Origin of the sequence: Leclercia sp. M-A074-M, assembly GCF_965195605.1 — a bacterium.
Classification (GTDB): Bacteria; Pseudomonadota; Gammaproteobacteria; order Enterobacterales; family Enterobacteriaceae; genus Enterobacter.
Window position 1 is genome coordinate 13,267 of sequence record NZ_CBDAHM010000016.1, and the last position, 16,265, is coordinate 29,531.

A 16,265-nucleotide genomic window follows, 5' to 3' on the forward strand; every position below is an offset into this window, starting at 1 on the left:
CTTATTCAGCCCGATAGGGGAATTAACGGTGGCTTTTACCGGGCATTCGCCGGTCATCCGGGTACTCGGCGGTGGCGATCCATGCCGCGCAGAAGAGGGTCAGTCTGGCGAAGAAATAGAAGAAGGCCAGCAACCCCAGCACGGAGCCGAATGCCGCCCCGGACGGGGAGGTCACCAGTGACGGCAGGGTGTAGGTCATCACGATTTTAATGACCTCAAAGCCGATAGCGGCAATGAACGTGCCGCGGATCAGCGCCTTACGGCGAGGGCGATGGCGCGGCAGGCGCCAGAAAATCCAGAAGAAGAGCAGGTAGTTCGCCAGCATCGAGATCCCTAACCCCACCAGATGCCAGACTGGCTTCAGCCACTCGATGGTGTCGAGATAGAGCGCGGAGATGATCATCTGCTGCGCCGAGCCTGCCGCGGAAGTGATGGAGAGGGTGATAACCAGCGCCACCAGCAGCCCGATCAGCGAGACGAAGTCGCGGAAATACTTAATCCAGATTTTCTCCTGGTCCTGCGGCTTACGCTCCCAGACGTCGCGGGACTGGGCGCGGATCGCTTCACGCAGGTTGCCCATCCAGTTGATGCCGGAGTAGAGCGCCACAAACAAACCGACAATCCCGACAGTAGTACGTTGCTGGACGGCGGTGTTGATGGTGCTTTTCAGGGTCGAGGCCAGCGTCGGATCGCTGACGTTTTGCAGGATTTTGCTGAAGATGTCCTGCAACAGCGTCGGGTGCGACACCAGCACAAACCCAGCTGCCGCAAAGGAGAGCATCAGGATGGGGATCATCGACAGGAAGGAGAAGTAGGTGATTGCGGCGCCAAACTGGTTGCCCAACCGATCGTTAAAACGCTCGGCGGCGCGCAGCAGGTGAGCAATCATCGGCCGCTGTTGGATCAGCTGGATGAGATCTTTCGCCTTGTCGAGCAGGCTGCCCCTTTTACGCACGGCGGTAATTTTGGGTTCATCTGGCGCCGGGGGCGGGCTATTTTCCAGTTTCTTAATCGGCTCGTAGTCCAGATCCTGGGTGGGACGTTGCTGGCTGCTATCCGGCATCAGTCACGTTTTCCTTATCGTTAGCGAGAGTTCATTGCAATTATAGCCTGCGCTCAGTCAACGTAGGTTTTCATGATTTCCGTGAGCCAGGCCATAAACAGATGTACCCGGCGGGAGAGGTTGCGGCGGTGGGGATAAATGAGCGACACCGGCATGGGCCTGGCGCGGTACTGCGGGAGGATCTCCAGCAGCTTTTTGGCCCGCAGGGCGTCACGCACGCCTACCCGCGGCACCTGAATAATTCCCAGCCCGGCGAGGGCGGAGGCATGGTAAGTCTCGGTGCTGTTGACCGTCAGGACACCGCCGGTCTTAACCCAGTGGGTCGCTTCACCATCGTAATATTCGAACCCCTGGGGCCGGGTGCCGAGATGCGTTGCGTAATGCACCACCGCATGGGAGGTTAAATCATCCAGCCCGTCGGGATAGCCAAAACGCGACAGATAATCGGGGCTGGCGCAGTTGATCACCGACAGCCTGCCGAGCGGGCGGGCAATTAAGCCGGAATCTTTCAGGGTGCCGACGCGCACCACGCAATCAAATCCTTCCCGAATCACATCCACCAGCCGGTCGCTGCTGCTCAGCTCCAGTTCAATGCCGGGGTACTGTTGCAGGAAGAGCGGCAGTTTGGGGATGACTAAATTTCGCGCAACGTTGGCCGGCATATCGACGCGTATTCTTCCACTGACGCTGGCAGGGTCGTGCAAAAAAAGACCATCCAGTTCTTCCATATTGGTCAGCAGATCTTTGGCCCGCTCGTAGTAGACCATACCGTCCTGCGTCAGGCTGACCCGACGCGTGGTGCGGTGCAGTAACTGGGTGCCAAGCCCGTTCTCCAGCGCCTGAATCTGGCGCGATACGCTACCTTTAGGCAGGCCCATTGAATCTGCGGCGCGGGAAAAACTCTCCAGTTCAGCGACGCGAATAAATAACTGCATTGCGTGAATTTTATCCATAGGGAGCGCTCATTGTTGTTTATTTTGAAACAGTGAAGCGTTGCGTAGCGTATTTATTGATTTTCTATCACCTAATAAGCTCTTTCTCAATCATCACAACAGCCGAAACGAGGTTTCTTATGACTGAACGTATAGCAATAGTGACCGGCGGCAGCCGCGGGCTCGGTAAAAACGCGGCGCTGAAGCTGGCAGCAAAGGGTGTCGGGATCCTGCTGACCTACAACCGGAGTGAGCAGGAGGCGCTCGACGTTGTGCACGAAATTGAGCAAAAAGGGGTAAAAGCGGCGGCATTGCAATTGAACGTCGGTGATATTACCGGATTTGAACGGTTCATCACTGAGGTAAGTGAGAAACTGCATTCAGTCTGGCAGCGTAACACCTTCGATTATTTGTTGAACAACGCAGGCGTGGGTTTATATGCCCCTTATATGGAGACCACGGAAGCGCAGTTCGATGAAGTCATGAACATCCATTTCAAAGGTCCCTTCTTTCTGACCCAGGGGCTATTACCGCTGATGGAAAACGGCGGGCGGATCCTGAACGTCTCCTCCGGCCTCGCCCGTTTTGCGCTACCGGGCTCCAGCACCTATGCAGCGATGAAAGGCGCGATGGAAGTGCTCACCCGTTATCAGGCTAAGGAGCTCGGCGCGCGTGGGATCACCGCCAACATCATCGCTCCCGGGGCTATCGAAACCGATTTTGGCGGCGGTCGTGTACGCGATAACAAAGCGATCAATCAGCAGATCGCCTCCCAGACAGCGCTGGGCCGCGTTGGGTTACCGGACGATATCGGCGATGCGATTGCGGCGCTGCTCAGCGACGAACTCGGCTGGATGAATGCGCAGCGCATTGAGGTCTCCGGAGGGATGTTCCTGTAATCAGGTGCCGGGGAGGGAGCCCCGCGGCACGCTTAGCAGTACTCTTTTCTTAACAGCCCAAACAGCCAGTCGTTTTGCCACTCACCTGCCAGCCAGTAGCTTTCGCGCAGTTCACCTTCCAGCACAAAGCCCACTTTTTCCAGCAAACGTTTAGAGGCGACATTGCCCGCCGTCACCGTAGCGGTCAAACGGCGGATATCTCCCTGCATAAAGGCGTAATCGCACACCGCCTGTAAGGATTCAAAGCCGTAACCTTTGCCCTGCGCCTGCGGGGCGAAAAGGAACCCCACTTCGGCACAATCATCATCGCGATGAATATAGCCCGTGACCCCAAGCGGGGTCTGATTGTGATCGCGCACCACCAGGCACAGCCAGTGATCACTGCCTGGAGACCACGCGGGCAGGCGAGAGGTAAATGTTTCGCGAATGGCCTCTTCCGGACGGGCTTCGGCCACGTAGCGCATCACATCGGGGTGTTGCTGTAGGGAGAGAAAAAAGGGCCAGTCCTCTTCCTGCAGTGGGGAACAGGTTAAACGCGGGGTGTGCAGCACAGGCATGCCAGATCTCCGGGAGCTTTTGTAAATGATATTAACATTATCACTGAAATAGTGCCGGTTATCGGGTATGTTTAATCTGGTATAACCACTTAAAAAACAACCGCTCTCCGTTCGCTGCGCCTGAATCTTTGCGCGGCAGTTAAGGATAATGATGACCCTTAGTAAATCGCACGTGATCCGCGAGCAGTTTGAACGCTGTCTGGGAATTATTCGTCAGGCCTCTGTGGAGATCCTGCTCCTGTTAAAGGTGCATGTTGCCGAAGGCAAAGATCCCCGTTGGTTCCTTGAGCAGCTGGATTCCGCCAGGCTGGCGCTGGGGGGCTGGGCGAGCGTGGCAAAACGCCTGAACCTCAACGATGCGGAGCTCTCACAATTCACCCTGCAATTGCGGCTTTTGCAGCAGCGGGTGCCGCAGTATGAGAGCGGGCAGGATGTGAGCGACAACCAGCTGATTGCCGCGACGCGCTTTGTGACGGCCCTGGAACACCTGCGTTTGCAGCAGCCGCTGCTGACCTACAGTACCGAAATGAGCCCGGGCGATGAGCTTCAGCAACAGCAAGCCCGGAAACAGGTACGTGCGCTGGAATTGATGATTAAAGGGCTGATTATGCAGGCCTGGCCAGATCCAACGCGCCTGAACAATCACCTCAAAACGCTCTTCGGTGCCGATCGGGTTCGCCGCTGGCTGCAGCAGGGCGAGCGCAACGATGCCCTCGGCGGCATGATGTTTAGCGAGCTGGCGCTGATGCTGGTGGACAAGAAAGAGTACTCCCGCTCTTATTCGGCGCTGTTCAGCGATCCCGCTCTGCTGACGCTGATGGTGGAACCGCGTAAGACGCTCCACTCCTTTCTTGATGATATCCGCCTGATCCGCAACAACATCATTGCCCGGCAGCCGCTGACCTCTGCGCAAATCCTGCTGCTGGACAACTACTACGCCCAGATTGCCGGCCCCGTTCAGCGTGCCTTTAACGAAGGCCGTACCGCCGTAAACCCGACGGGGTTGATGGCAGAGAATAACCACGAGCTGGAGCTCTTCTGGGAAAATGCGCGAGAAAAAAGCCGGGCCACCGGCGATGACATTTTTGAGGTGCGCGACGCTATCGATAAACCGAACCGTCGGCCCGCGCGCACCCCGGAGCAACGCGATCATCTGATCTCGGTGGGACTGTGGGGGGCGGTGGGGGTGATGGTGATGGGAATGCTGGCGGCGGGTACCTGGCTATTAATGGAAAGCAGCACGCCGACCCAGGCGGCCAGTACCACCTCGCCTCCTGTGCAAACGGCGGCGGAAGAGATGCGTGAGTCGCCCTCCTCCCGCGAAACGCTGACGCGCATGGGCGTCACCTGGGATGAGAATAACTTCCGCGCAGCGATTGACAGGAACGATACCCGCGTGGCGCTGCTGTTTCTGAAGGCGGGAATGGAGTGGAAGCTCTCCTGGACAGAGCACGCCCTGTCGGTGGGACATCGGGAGGTGCTGGATATCCTGATGCGCTATCGTCTGCAGATGGGGCAGGCGAAGCCCTGCCGACAGTTTATCAACACCCTCGCACACGCGATGTCAGCGGGCGAACCGCTGACGGATCTGCGTAAAGAGTATCTGCAGGCATTTTGTACCGTTCCGGCGGTGGTAGAACGCCAGCGACGCGAGATGGATCAGGCGAAGCGGCGGGCACAGGCCCAGCCGGACGCCAGTACCAAAAAATGGCAGACGATTCATACAGCCATTTATGAGGTGATCCGCTGACAACGCGGGGAGCTACGGCTCCCCGTACAGGCCAATGAGTCTGCGCACCACGCCGTTAGTCCAGCCAAAACCGTCCTGCAGGGGATACTCACCCCCGCCCCCTTCCCGGGGCTGGCTGCTGGCGATGTGGTACTTCTCGATGAGCTTGTGATTCATTTTGTAGAAATGGTTTACCGTGTGCAGCCAGCTCCACGCGATCTCATCCCCCAGAGAATCATTGCCGTATTGTTTGAATCCCTGGATCGCCATCCACTGTAATGGCGCCCAGCCGTTAGGTTTATCCCACTGCTCCCCGGTTTCATACTCGGTGGCAAGGATACCGCCCGGCGTCAGGAGCCGCGCTTTTACCGCGTCGGATAACCGTTCGGCCTGCTCATGGGTACACATACCGACATACAGCGGCACGATGCTGGCCGCGGAAAAGAGCGCCAGCTGCTCCCGGCGCCAGTCATAATCGCGATAGCAGCCGTTCTCCTCATCCCACAGATAGCGGTTAACCGCCGCGCGGCGATCGCTCGCTTTCTGGCGGAAGCGATCCGCAGTCTCTTTATCCCCTTTTGAGGCTGAAATATTGGCGATGGCGCTCTCCAGCTTGAACAGGAACGCGTTGAGATCGATAGGGATAAACTGCGTGGTGCGGATACTCGCCAGCCGGCTCGGATCCCGCAGCCAGCGGGAGGAGTAGTCCCAACCGGAGGCAGCCCCGGCGCGCAGATCGCGATAGACCTCGTTAGGTGGACGCCCGGAGTGACGGGCGGTTTCAACGTCCTCTATCCAGGATTCATCCCTTGGAGTGTCACGGTCATCCCAGTAACGGTTGAGCAGAGAGCCGTCCGGCATACGTACCGCACTGCGGTAAGCCTGGTTGAGCAGCAGCGACTCTGCGCCGTCCATCCAGAAGGCGTACTCCATCTTCAGATGGTCCAGATAGCGTTTGGCACCGCGCACGCCATCCTCTTCAAACAGCTCCACCATCAGGGCAAACACCGGCGGTTGCGAGCGGCTCAGATAGTAGGTGCGGTTGCCGTTAGGAATATGACCGTACTTTTCAATCATCCACGCAAAGTTATCCGCCATGCACTTGAGCATGTCGTGGCGACCGCTTTCGGCCAGCCCCAGCATGGTAAAATAGGAGTCCCAGTAGTAGGTCTCGCTGAATCGCCCGCCGGGGACGATGTAGGCCTGCGGCAGCGCCAGCAGTGACGACCACGGGATATGATCTTGCGGCTCCCGGGTCAGTACCGGCCACAGGTTGTCGATATGGTCTTTGAGCGAGAAAGAGGGATCCGATACATATTCGCTCGACAGCACTTCTGGCAGCCAGAAGTGGTTTTCCACAAACTGGCGCAGGTCAAAGTCGCGGTGTCGTCTCACCTTGCGATAGCGGATAAGGATATCCAGCGGATCCATTTTCGGCGCACAGTCGGGAAAGGTTTTGCTGTCTTCAAACAGTCGCGACGACTGAACATGCTCGAAGAGTTCAAGGTAGCGATCGGCAGGGGTGAGCGCATCGGATGCGGGCAGCCCTTCAATCATTTCAGGTTCCGGTTCCGCCTCGAGCATTTCATCCAGTTTTAACTCGCAGGGATCGATTTCGTAGAGAAGTTCTTGTTCTATGTCGAACTCTACGGTCTCTACAGTGCGTATTTTCTGGTTGAACATGGTGGTCAGGACCTCCGGTTTGCGTAGTCTCAGGTCTGGTTTTATCCGGTTGCTTACTAATCTTAGACATTCGCTTCGGTCTGTGAAGAGGTATATGTGCGGTAGATCACATTTTACTGGCGGGGCAAAACGGGCACTACTGGAGGCATGTTGATGTTATTGCAGGCAATAAACGGGCAATCCAGCAGTGCGCAGGCGATCTAAAATTCGGATCATTCGCTTTGCAACAGAGTATGAATCAGAGGGCTTCTTCTGTCTCCTCGTTGAAGCGCCAGGCTTTCGCGCGGTCAAAAATCTCTTCAGAGGAGAGACGGGCGCGGAAACCCCGGCCTTCAGGCTGAATTACGATCTGTAGGGATGCTGATAGCGCGACAGGTTGCTCATTACTGTCGGTCCCGATGTTGGCATTTGGGGCGAAGTGGGCAATAGCCTCAGCAAACGCCTCCTGCATCTCTTCATGCGTTTTATAATGCGCATCTTCGATATTAAGGGCGCTATGGAGAAGAGCGCAGTCAAGCATCGTGCCCTGCAACCAGTAGCATGAAGAGGAATAGGCGGCGCACCAGGTCAGTTTGCTACCTTCCAGAAACGCCTCCAGTAAATGGGGGTCGCTGCCCGCAAAACATGAGCCCAGCATCAAACCTTTGATGTTGAACTTCCGGGATTTATCATTAATGGCGTCAAGGATGTCGGTGAGAGAAACATCGCCGATACGGGTTTTACTGCCATGCGCCGCAATATAGACGAGGGTATTATCAAATTTCTGACGGCACAGGCAATCCAGCGCAATCTCGAAGCTCTTTTTATTATAAAAATTCAGAGAGTAGACCTCAGTGTCGCCATGCATTTTGGCAATTCCGTGCACGAACGGCAGCACGGATGAGCGGTTGGCATCATAATCATCGAGTTTCCACGGTGATTCAAACACCAGAATAGCGTTCTTACTTTTGCTGATTGGCATTAAATATCCCCTTAAGGTAAATTATTTTTGTAGTTGTTTAATAACGCTGTGTATTCGACTTTTCTTTTATTGGCCAACTCTGCAAATAAGTGTCCAAAATCGCCATTGTTTCGCTACGCGCAAATAAGTAATTAAGGCCTTTCACCTCGTCGTCATCGTCTCTGATGACGCGCTCAAACAGGAAATCCTTATGAACCTTAACGCGAAGCGTCAGGGCGCTATGCCTTTTTCTTTTGCAAAGCCGAGCGGCTATCAATCCACTATAACAGAACTGCAGGGGCTGCTGGAAAGCCACCATTTAGCATGGCTGGATATTTTTGAAGGAGAGAACAACGCCATTATTTTCCGCTGTAATCTGAAGCAGAGTGTGTTCCGCAATATACAGTTCAGCAGTTTATTAATTAACCGCTGTTATATCGACGAGCTCTGTTTTGAAAATTGCGATATGCGCAATGTCTTTTTATCAAATAGCGTGGTTACGCAGCCGATCCGCTTACGCTATTGCCAGGTGGCGGGAATGCGCCTGTTAAATATGCCACGCAGAATGTTTATTTTTGAGGAGTGTACCGGCGTCGGGCAGATCCTGTTTGCCTGACACCGGTGAGGCACGATCAGTGCGCCTGACGTGGATCGCCTGCTATTTCATCAGTCTTTTGCCGGGTCTCTTCGCTTTGATTCAGGGCATTGCTGGCCGCTTTTTCCGCATGGGCCGCGCTATAGGCCGCCAGATGCGAAACCACAATGGCGTAAATACTCATCAGAGAGACCCAAAGAATACTGTTTTTCCACCACAGAAGGGTGGGTATGGTTAACATCGCCCATACCAGGGCAAGAATCAGATGGAATTTAGCCAGCCTTTTTGCGTTGATCTTCACTTGCATACTCTTTTCTCTAATCTTAATTAATCGATCCAGGTAAGCGCTTAATACTTTTTAAGCGTAGCCAGGCCTGCCGTCATTACCGGTGAATTTTGTTACCGTATGTACATCTGCGCCAGCAGCGGCGTGGCGGTGGGGGAGGGTGCATAAAAAAACCGGCCACTGAGGGCCGGTCTTTAAACGTGCATACTCGCTGACAAGGCGAACTAACGCATGGTCACGAACTCTTCTGCCGCCGTTGGGTGAATAGCTACGGTATTATCGAAGTCTTTCTTGGTCGCACCCATTTTCAGCGCGACCGCAAAGCCCTGCAGGATCTCATCCATACCAAAGCCGATACCGTGAATGCCGACAATCTTCTCATCCGGGCCGACGCACACTAACTTCATGCGGCACGGCTGACGGTGAGACGTGACCGCGGTATACATGGCGGTGAAGGCGGATTTATACACTTTCACCTGGTCGTCGCCATAGTGCGCTCGCGCCTGAGGCTCGGTTAAACCGACGGTACCGATTGGCGGGTGGCTGAAGACCACGGTCGGGATGTTGTTGTAATCCAGGTGCTCTTCCGGTTTGTTGTTAAACAGACGCTCGGAAAGACGACGACCCGCGGCGACAGCAACAGGGGTCAGTTCAACGGCGCCGGTATTATCGCCCACGGCATAGATGCCCGGTACGCTGGTGTTCTGGAACTTATCGACAACGATATAGCCTTTCTCATTGGTTTTGACACCCGTGACGGCCAGGTTGAAGTTGTCGTTTGCGGGTTCACGGCCAATGGCCCAGATCAGGCAATCAACGGTCTGGCTGCGGCCATCTTCCAGCTCAAGGGTCAGGCTGCCGTCAGCGTTTTTCACAACCGCTTTCGGAATGGCTTCGGTATGCAGATGTGGGCCTTCGGCATTCATCACCTCCACCAGGGTATCGACGATCAGCGGATCGAAGTTGCGCAGCGGGGCGTGTTTACGCACAAACAGGTGCGCTTCGGCGCCGAGGCCGTTAATCACGCCCGCCAGCTCCACGGCGATGTAACCCGCGCCAACGATGGCAACGCGTTTCGGCAGGGCAGGCAGCTCAAAGAAACCGTCGGAGTCGATACCGTATTCCGCACCCGGAATAGCTGGATGACTCGGGCGGCCACCGGTAGCGATCAGGATATGATCGGCGGTGATCGTTTCACCGTTGACTTCGATCGTCTTCGCATCGACAAAGCGGGCAAAACCGCGGATCACATCGACATTATTCTTGCCCAGCACGTTATCGTAGGAGGTGTGAATACGATCGATGTAGGCGGTACGGCTGGCGATCAGACGATCCCAGTCGAAGTTATTAATGGTGGTATCAAAACCATAATCCGGGCCATAGAGATGGATGGCCTCGCGGATCTGCGCCGCATGCCACATCACCTTTTTCGGTACACAACCGACGTTAACGCAGGTGCCGCCGAGATCTTTTGCTTCAATCAGCGCGCACTTCTGGCCGTACATGGCCGCACGGTTAATCGAGGCGATACCGCCGCTGCCGCCGCCGATAGCGATGTAATCGTAATGCTTGGTCATGGTCTTATCCTTAATCGTTAATTGCCGCGATTGTATACCTGAAATCAATAGTTTCCATCGATGACTGCGATTACTCTGGCACGATCCAGCTAACGGTAGTATGGCCGGTACCGGCCGGGACCAGCTTTTTGTGCAGCCACGGCAGGACGTTATTCATCTGCGCTTCGAGCTTCCAGGGCGGGTTAATCACAATCATGCCGGACGCGGTCATGCCGCGCTGATCGCTGTCCGGGCGAACGGCCAGCTCAATTTGCAGGATCTTACGGATGCCGGTCGCTTCCAGATCCTTGATCATGCGTTTGATCTGTGAACGCAGCACCACCGGATACCACAGCGCATAGGTGCCGGTGGCAAAGCGTTTGTAGCCCTCGTTGATACCCGCAACCACCGCCTGGTAGTCGCTTTTGATTTCGTATGGCGGGTCGATCAGCACCAGACCGCGACGGGAAACCGGCGGCAACTTCGCTTTCAGCTGCTGGTAGCCGTCCGATTTCTCCACGCGCGCGCGGCTGTCTTTCTGGAATTCAGAGCGCAGCAGCGGGTAGTCGCTTGGATGCAGTTCAGTCAGCTGAATGCTGTCCTGCTCGCGCAGCAGCTGGCGCGCGATAAGCGGCGAACCCGGGTAGTAGCGTAACTGGCCGCTGCGGTTAAAATGGTTGATCACGCCGATATAGGGTTCCAGCTCCGCCGGCAGGTCATCCTGCTGCCAGATGCGGGCGATGCCTTCGAGGTACTCTCCGGTGCGCTCGGCATGCTCGCCGCTCAGCTGATAGCGGCCCGCGCCGGCATGGGTGTCCAGATAGAGAAAAGGCTTATCTTTCTCTTTCAGCGCCTCGATGATCAGACTCTGTACGGTGTGTTTAAGAACGTCGGCGTGGTTGCCCGCGTGAAAGCTGTGGCGATAACTGAGCATGGGTAGATATGTTCCGATAATGTCGATTGAGCACAGTTTACAGCAGAACGGCACAGATTACCCGCAGGCCCGGCACGCACCGTCGCGGCGGCTGTTTTTCTGTCACCTCAGCCATTGAAATTCACTACACTTAACCCCATCCTGGAAACAATATGCTCGCGCAGGATGCGCGCTTCATTCACTCATTTAACAGGACAGTGCTTATGACCAATCCATTACTGACGCCTTTTTCGTTGCCACCGTTTTCCTCCATTTTGCCTGAACATGTTGTTCCCGCTGTCACCAAAGCACTGGACGATTGCCGTGCCGCCGTTGAGAGCGTGGTAGCGCATGGCGCCCCTTATACCTGGGAAAACCTGTGTCAGCCGCTGGCGGAAGTGGATGATGTGCTCGGCCGCATCTTTTCCCCGGTCAGCCACCTGAACTCGGTGAAAAACAGCCCGGAACTGCGTGAGGCCTACGAACAAACCCTGCCCCTGCTGTCGGAGTACAGCACCTGGGTCGGGCAGCACGAAGGGCTCTACAAAGCGTACCGCGACCTGCGCGAGGGCGATCACTATGCGACGCTGAATATCGCGCAGAAAAAGGCTGTCGATAACGCGCTGCGCGATTTTGAACTGTCGGGCATTGGTCTGGCAAAAGAGAAGCAGCAGCGCTACGGCGAAATCGCGACGCGCCTGTCTGAGTTGGGCAACCAGTACAGCAATAACGTGCTGGATGCCACCATGGGCTGGACGAAGCTGATTACCGACGAAGCGGAGCTGGCTGGCATGCCGGAAAGCGCCCTGGCGGCAGCAAAAGCGCAAGCCGAAGCGAAAGAGCAGGACGGTTATCTGTTGACGCTGGATATCCCGAGCTATCTGCCGGTAATGACCTACTGCGATAACCAGGCCCTGCGTGAAGAGATGTATCGCGCCTACAGCACCCGCGCGTCCGATCAAGGCCCGAACGCCGGGAAGTGGGATAACACCCCGGTGATGGCGGAAATTCTTGCCTTGCGTCACGAGCTGGCGCAGCTGCTGGGCTTTGACAGCTACGCAGATAAATCTCTTGCTACCAAAATGGCCGAAAACCCGCAGCAGGTACTCGATTTCTTAACCGATCTGGCCAAACGCGCTCGTCCTCAGGGCGAGAAAGAGCTGGCCCAGCTGCGCGCCTTTGCCAAAGCGGAATTCGGCGTCGATGAGCTGCAGCCGTGGGATATCGCGTATTACAGCGAGAAACAGAAGCAGCATCTCTACAGCATCAGCGATGAGCAGCTGCGTCCGTACTTCCCGGAAAACAAAGCCGTTAACGGCCTGTTCGAAGTGGTGAAACGCATTTACGGCATCACCGCCAAAGAGCGCAACGATGTGGAAGTGTGGCACGACGACGTGCGCTTCTTCGAACTGTACGACGACCAGAACGAACTGCGCGGCAGCTTCTATCTCGACCTCTACGCCCGCGAAAATAAACGCGGCGGCGCCTGGATGGATGACTGCGTAGGGCAGATGCGTAAAGCGGATGGCTCGCTGCAAAAGCCGGTTGCTTATCTGACCTGTAACTTCAACCGTCCGGTTAACGGCAAACCTGCGTTGTTCACCCATGACGAAGTGATCACTCTGTTCCACGAATTCGGCCACGGTCTGCACCACATGCTGACCCGCATTGAAGCGGCAGGCGTTGCCGGTATCAGCGGTGTACCGTGGGATGCCGTGGAGCTGCCGAGCCAGTTTATGGAAAACTGGTGCTGGGAGCCGGACGCGCTGGCGTTTATCTCCGGCCACTATGAGACCGGCGAGCCGCTGCCAAAAGCGCTGCTGGATAAGATGCTGGAAGCGAAAAACTACCAGGCGGCAATGTTTATCCTGCGCCAACTGGAGTTCGGTCTGTTCGATTTCCGTCTGCATGCGGAGTTCAGCCCGGAGCAGGGGGCGAAGGTCCTCGAAACCCTGGCGGAGATCAAAAAGCAGGTTGCCCTTATTCCAGGCCCGGCCTGGGGACGCTTCCCGCACGCGTTCAGCCATATCTTTGCGGGCGGCTATGCGGCGGGCTACTACAGCTACCTGTGGGCAGACGTGCTGGCGGCAGACGCCTACTCCCGCTTCGAGGAAGAGGGGATTTTCAACCGCGAAACCGGTCAGTCATTCCTGGATAACATCCTGACCCGCGGCGGTTCTGAAGAGCCAATGGAGTTGTTCAAACGCTTCCGTGGCCGCGAACCGCAGCTGGATGCGATGCTGGAGCATTACGGGATCAAGGGTTAGTTGATTCGTGAAAATCTGCTTAGTAGATGAAACAGGCGCCGGAGACGGCGCCTTATCTGTTCTTGCCGCCCGCTGGGGGCTGGAGCACGATGAAGAAAACCTGATGGCGCTAGTGATGACCCCGGACCATCTGGAGCTGCGCAAGCGCGACGAGCCCAAACTCGGCGGCATTTTCGTCGATTTTGTTGGTGGGGCGATGGCGCACCGGCGCAAGTTTGGCGGCGGACGCGGCGAAGCGGTGGCCAAAGCGGTCGGGATTAAGGGCAGCTACCTGCCGGACGTGGTGGATGCCACGGCGGGACTCGGGCGCGACGCTTTTGTGCTGGCCTCGGTAGGCTGTCGTGTGCGGATGCTGGAGCGCAATCCGGTGGTGGCCGCGCTGCTGGATGACGGCCTGACCCGTGGCTATGCCGATCCGGAAATCGGCGGCTGGTTGCAGGAGAGGTTACAGCTGATCCACGCCTCAAGCCTGACGGCGCTGACCGATATCACCCCACGCCCGCAGGTGGTCTATCTCGACCCGATGTTCCCGCATAAGCAGAAAAGCGCGCTGGTGAAGAAAGAGATGCGGGTGTTTCAGTCGCTGGTGGGGCCGGATCTCGATGCGGATGGCCTGCTGGCGCCTGCGCGTCTGCTGGCTACGAAGCGCGTGGTGGTGAAGCGCCCGGATTACGCGCCGCCACTGGCGGAGGTTGCGACGACCAATGCGGTGGTGACCAAAGGGCACCGGTTTGATATCTATTCCGGTACCCCGGAATAAAAAAAGCCGGGTGGCGGCTTCGCCTTACCCGGCCTACATTCAGGCAATCCCGCCTTACTCGTCGTCTTCGTCGCGCAGCGGCACAATCAGCATATCAACGTGTACGGTGTTAATCAGCTGACGGGCGGATGACATCAGCTTGCTCCAGAAGTCCTGATGATGGCCGCAGACCACCAGATCCATATCGTATTTCTTAATCGCATCGACCAGCACCTGGCCCAGGTCGCCGCTGCCGCTCAGGGTTTCGGTGATCGGATAGCCCGCATTGGTGGAAAGCTCGGTCAGTGCATGGTGGGTCTCTTCGGAGATACGCTTCTGCATATCCCCCAGATTCACATCGATCAGGCCGGTATAGAGATCGGAGTAGTTTACGTCCACATGAATTAAGGAAACTTTCGCATTGTACGGACGCGCCATGGATACCGCTTTATCAACCAGCACTTTGCTCTCCGGGGAGAGGTCAACAGCGATCAGAATATGTTTATAAGCCATAGTGTTACTCCTTCCTTAAGTTATCGATGACCAATGCGTGTAGCAGTCGTCTACCTGCTTTCATTACGGCCCAGTTAAACAAAATTTTCAAGCATTGGTGTTGATAACGATTAACCTTGTGGCAAAAAAATTAACGGATCTCCTACACTATTGAATAAGCCGTTCGGATAATAAAATGTGAAGCCGATCGGCTTTTGAGTCTCTCTATCACTGAACCGTCTGTCAGGGCATTGGGGTGCGGTAGTCCCGAAGCGTTGCTTCGAGGGCGGACGCCGGGGAGGAAGTATGATTAGCACCGTCGCATTGTTTTGGGCGTTATGTGTGGTTTGCATTGTAAATATGGCGCGTTATTTCTCATCCTTGCGCGCGCTATTAGTGGTACTTCGTGGCTGCGATCCGTTGCTTTATCAATATGTGGACGGCGGGGGATTCTTTACCTCGCACGGGCAGCCCAGCAAACAGATGCGCCTGGTGTGGTATATCTACGCCCAGCGTTATCGCGATCATCATGATGATGAGTTTATCCGTCGCTGTGAGCGCCTGCGTCGTCAGTTCATCCTGACCAGCGCACTGTGCGGCCTGGTGGTGGTGAGCATGATTGCTCTCCTCATCTGGCATTGAGCGCAGAGGAAGGCGGGTCAAACCTCGCCTTCCTTTTGTCACTTATCGGGTAAAACCGTAAACCGAAGGTTTGAGATATCTTTCTGCACTGAGAATATTTTCCCACTGTAGGAGATGTTCACTTCGCCGTTACTCCCTATGCTGGCATCAGTGATTGTGCCTGTTCCCTCAAGTACCGGAACGCGCATGGCAAGCTTTCGAATAATGTCCCTCTTTTCCCCGCGTATCTCTTTTGACAGATAGTAACGGTAGATTATGGGTACCGTTGCACCACCCTTATCGTTAACCGTCATATAGAGCCAGACGCTGTCAGATAATTTATAAATCCTTTGCAGTTCATCACCCTTTCGCGGATCGGGCTGGTGGTTTAGCCACATGAACCCTAAGACCAGAATTAGTAGCGCAAGCGTGACAAACCGGTGGGTCCATTTAATAGCCGTTTTGAATGGCATATTCTATTCCTTCTCTGATATTGCGCTGGTCTGTCGGATCATCTCCGTAAGGGGGCTTTTCATACCATTTTCCCCATTCAGCTTTCGATGTACCCGCACGCCCCTGAGCCCATCCCGCGCCCATCAGGAGGATATTTGCAGGAATACCTGCAGCCGTACCGGCAGCCCCGAAATTGAAATTACCAAATGCTGCGTAGTACGGATCGAATTTTTTGTAGTCCCATGGCCCACCATTTCTGACCTTTTGATAAAACCAATAATAGGTAGAAGGCGTTGCCATATTGCGCGACATGCCATGTCGACGCGCTTCGCGCATATTGTTAACGATGACGATTGAGCCGGGCCCAGGGGTAGGTACAGAAGCCATACATTCTCCATTGCATGATAATTAATTGCACCCGGCATGATAATGATTTCCCTGTCAACGGAGTGAACAAAAAATGTTCAGATTTTCCTTATATTAACAATGGAATAAGCTTAAATCGCACCCATAAAAAAAGCGGGCCAGTTACCTGACCCG

The 16,265-nt window shown here is 55.5% G+C and carries 17 protein-coding genes; 6 read left to right on the forward strand and 11 right to left on the reverse strand.

The window, feature by feature from the left end:
- Positions 1-22: 22 nt before the first annotated feature.
- Positions 23-1,063, reverse strand: coding sequence for an inner membrane protein YhjD (gene yhjD, locus ACOKCT_RS21965; RefSeq protein ID WP_371816542.1), 1,041 nt, complete (start codon positions 1,061-1,063; stop codon positions 23-25).
- 53 nt (positions 1,064-1,116) lie between these two features.
- Positions 1,117-2,016: a LysR family transcriptional regulator gene (locus ACOKCT_RS21970; protein WP_103177397.1), complete on the reverse strand. Its 900-nt coding sequence runs from the start codon at positions 2,014-2,016 to the stop codon at positions 1,117-1,119.
- 119 nt (positions 2,017-2,135) lie between these two features.
- Between ACOKCT_RS21970 and ACOKCT_RS21975 the strand changes: the two genes are divergently transcribed.
- Complete coding sequence (locus ACOKCT_RS21975; RefSeq protein ID WP_420193907.1) at positions 2,136-2,894, forward strand: SDR family NAD(P)-dependent oxidoreductase; 759 nt, start codon at positions 2,136-2,138, stop codon at positions 2,892-2,894.
- A gap of 32 nt (positions 2,895-2,926) precedes the next feature.
- Here the strand turns inward: ACOKCT_RS21975 and ACOKCT_RS21980 are convergent, their stop codons facing one another.
- A complete protein-coding gene (locus ACOKCT_RS21980) occupies positions 2,927-3,451 on the reverse strand; it encodes a GNAT family N-acetyltransferase (protein ID WP_103177395.1) in 525 nt (174 codons plus the stop codon).
- A gap of 151 nt (positions 3,452-3,602) precedes the next feature.
- Here ACOKCT_RS21980 and ACOKCT_RS21985 point away from each other — a divergent pair, with 151 nt between their 5' ends.
- Entirely contained in the window at positions 3,603-5,201 is a 1,599-nt protein-coding gene (locus tag ACOKCT_RS21985) for an STY4199 family HEPN domain-containing protein (RefSeq protein ID WP_103177394.1), read from the forward strand.
- Between the two features lie 12 nt (positions 5,202-5,213).
- On the opposite strand, the gene ACOKCT_RS21990 is transcribed toward ACOKCT_RS21985, so the two are convergent.
- Complete coding sequence (locus ACOKCT_RS21990) at positions 5,214-6,863, reverse strand: alpha,alpha-trehalase (RefSeq protein WP_103177393.1); 1,650 nt, start codon at positions 6,861-6,863, stop codon at positions 5,214-5,216.
- Positions 6,864-7,101: 238 nt separating this feature from the next.
- Positions 7,102-7,824 carry a hypothetical protein gene (locus ACOKCT_RS21995; RefSeq protein ID WP_103177392.1) on the reverse strand — a complete coding sequence of 241 codons (723 nt, stop codon included), beginning with the start codon at positions 7,822-7,824 and terminating at the stop codon, positions 7,102-7,104.
- 190 nt (positions 7,825-8,014) lie between these two features.
- Here ACOKCT_RS21995 and ACOKCT_RS22000 point away from each other — a divergent pair, with 190 nt between their 5' ends.
- Positions 8,015-8,419, forward strand: a complete 405-nt coding sequence (locus ACOKCT_RS22000) for a hypothetical protein (protein WP_103177391.1) — start codon at positions 8,015-8,017, stop codon at positions 8,417-8,419.
- A 16-nt stretch (positions 8,420-8,435) separates the two neighbouring features.
- Here ACOKCT_RS22000 and ACOKCT_RS22005 read toward each other — a convergent pair whose 3' ends face one another.
- The 3 genes from ACOKCT_RS22005 to ACOKCT_RS22015 form a co-directional block, all read right to left on the reverse strand.
- Complete coding sequence (locus tag ACOKCT_RS22005) at positions 8,436-8,705, reverse strand: monooxygenase (protein ID WP_103177390.1); 270 nt, start codon at positions 8,703-8,705, stop codon at positions 8,436-8,438.
- A 203-nt stretch (positions 8,706-8,908) separates the two neighbouring features.
- On the reverse strand, positions 8,909-10,261 hold the full coding sequence (gene gorA, locus ACOKCT_RS22010; protein ID WP_103177389.1) for a glutathione-disulfide reductase: 1,353 nt from the start codon (positions 10,259-10,261) through the stop codon (positions 8,909-8,911).
- A 70-nt stretch (positions 10,262-10,331) separates the two neighbouring features.
- Positions 10,332-11,174, reverse strand: coding sequence for a 23S rRNA (adenine(2030)-N(6))-methyltransferase RlmJ (locus ACOKCT_RS22015; RefSeq protein ID WP_103177388.1), 843 nt, complete (start codon positions 11,172-11,174; stop codon positions 10,332-10,334).
- Positions 11,175-11,377: 203 nt separating this feature from the next.
- On the opposite strand from ACOKCT_RS22015, the gene prlC reads away from it, so the two are divergent.
- Positions 11,378-13,420 carry an oligopeptidase A gene (gene prlC, locus ACOKCT_RS22020; RefSeq protein WP_103181001.1) on the forward strand — a complete coding sequence of 681 codons (2,043 nt, stop codon included), beginning with the start codon at positions 11,378-11,380 and terminating at the stop codon, positions 13,418-13,420.
- Between the two features lie 7 nt (positions 13,421-13,427).
- The gene (rsmJ, locus tag ACOKCT_RS22025) at positions 13,428-14,180 is read left to right on the forward strand and encodes a 16S rRNA (guanine(1516)-N(2))-methyltransferase RsmJ (RefSeq protein WP_159340194.1); all 753 of its coding nucleotides are present in this window, start codon (positions 13,428-13,430) and stop codon (positions 14,178-14,180) included.
- 54 nt (positions 14,181-14,234) lie between these two features.
- On the opposite strand, the gene uspA is transcribed toward rsmJ, so the two are convergent.
- The gene (uspA, locus tag ACOKCT_RS22030; RefSeq protein WP_103177386.1) at positions 14,235-14,672 is read right to left on the reverse strand and encodes a universal stress protein UspA; all 438 of its coding nucleotides are present in this window, start codon (positions 14,670-14,672) and stop codon (positions 14,235-14,237) included.
- Positions 14,673-14,957: 285 nt separating this feature from the next.
- Here uspA and uspB point away from each other — a divergent pair, with 285 nt between their 5' ends.
- Positions 14,958-15,293 carry a universal stress protein UspB gene (gene uspB, locus ACOKCT_RS22035; RefSeq protein ID WP_032615027.1) on the forward strand — a complete coding sequence of 112 codons (336 nt, stop codon included), beginning with the start codon at positions 14,958-14,960 and terminating at the stop codon, positions 15,291-15,293.
- Positions 15,294-15,331: 38 nt separating this feature from the next.
- On the opposite strand, the gene ACOKCT_RS22040 is transcribed toward uspB, so the two are convergent.
- Positions 15,332-15,745 carry a hypothetical protein gene (locus ACOKCT_RS22040; protein WP_159340195.1) on the reverse strand — a complete coding sequence of 138 codons (414 nt, stop codon included), beginning with the start codon at positions 15,743-15,745 and terminating at the stop codon, positions 15,332-15,334.
- Entirely contained in the window at positions 15,723-16,112 is a 390-nt protein-coding gene (locus ACOKCT_RS22045; RefSeq protein ID WP_201304749.1) for a polymorphic toxin type 44 domain-containing protein, read from the reverse strand. Before ACOKCT_RS22045 ends, ACOKCT_RS22040 begins: the two co-directional genes overlap by 23 nt.
- Between the last annotated feature and the right edge of the window lie 153 nt (positions 16,113-16,265).

What these genes read in the sequence shown, in the direction of transcription:
- yhjD (WP_371816542.1), bottom strand. Translation starts at nt 1,063, where the DNA reads ATGCCGGATAGCAGCCAGCAACGTCCCACCCAGGATCTGGACTACGAG.
- ACOKCT_RS21970 (WP_103177397.1), bottom strand. Translation starts at nt 2,016, where the DNA reads ATGGATAAAATTCACGCAATGCAGTTATTTATTCGCGTCGCTGAACTG.
- ACOKCT_RS21975 (WP_420193907.1), top strand. Translation starts at nt 2,136, where the DNA reads ATGACTGAACGTATAGCAATAGTGACCGGCGGCAGCCGCGGGCTCGGT.
- ACOKCT_RS21980 (WP_103177395.1), bottom strand. Translation starts at nt 3,451, where the DNA reads ATGCCTGTGCTGCACACCCCGCGTTTAACCTGTTCCCCACTGCAGGAA.
- ACOKCT_RS21985 (WP_103177394.1), top strand. Translation starts at nt 3,603, where the DNA reads ATGACCCTTAGTAAATCGCACGTGATCCGCGAGCAGTTTGAACGCTGT.
- ACOKCT_RS21990 (WP_103177393.1), bottom strand. Translation starts at nt 6,863, where the DNA reads ATGTTCAACCAGAAAATACGCACTGTAGAGACCGTAGAGTTCGACATA.
- ACOKCT_RS21995 (WP_103177392.1), bottom strand. Translation starts at nt 7,824, where the DNA reads ATGCCAATCAGCAAAAGTAAGAACGCTATTCTGGTGTTTGAATCACCG.
- ACOKCT_RS22000 (WP_103177391.1), top strand. Translation starts at nt 8,015, where the DNA reads ATGAACCTTAACGCGAAGCGTCAGGGCGCTATGCCTTTTTCTTTTGCA.
- ACOKCT_RS22005 (WP_103177390.1), bottom strand. Translation starts at nt 8,705, where the DNA reads ATGCAAGTGAAGATCAACGCAAAAAGGCTGGCTAAATTCCATCTGATT.
- gorA (WP_103177389.1), bottom strand. Translation starts at nt 10,261, where the DNA reads ATGACCAAGCATTACGATTACATCGCTATCGGCGGCGGCAGCGGCGGT.
- ACOKCT_RS22015 (WP_103177388.1), bottom strand. Translation starts at nt 11,174, where the DNA reads ATGCTCAGTTATCGCCACAGCTTTCACGCGGGCAACCACGCCGACGTT.
- prlC (WP_103181001.1), top strand. Translation starts at nt 11,378, where the DNA reads ATGACCAATCCATTACTGACGCCTTTTTCGTTGCCACCGTTTTCCTCC.
- uspA (WP_103177386.1), bottom strand. Translation starts at nt 14,672, where the DNA reads ATGGCTTATAAACATATTCTGATCGCTGTTGACCTCTCCCCGGAGAGC.
- uspB (WP_032615027.1), top strand. Translation starts at nt 14,958, where the DNA reads ATGATTAGCACCGTCGCATTGTTTTGGGCGTTATGTGTGGTTTGCATT.
- ACOKCT_RS22040 (WP_159340195.1), bottom strand. Translation starts at nt 15,745, where the DNA reads ATGCCATTCAAAACGGCTATTAAATGGACCCACCGGTTTGTCACGCTT.
- ACOKCT_RS22045 (WP_201304749.1), bottom strand. Translation starts at nt 16,112, where the DNA reads ATGGCTTCTGTACCTACCCCTGGGCCCGGCTCAATCGTCATCGTTAAC.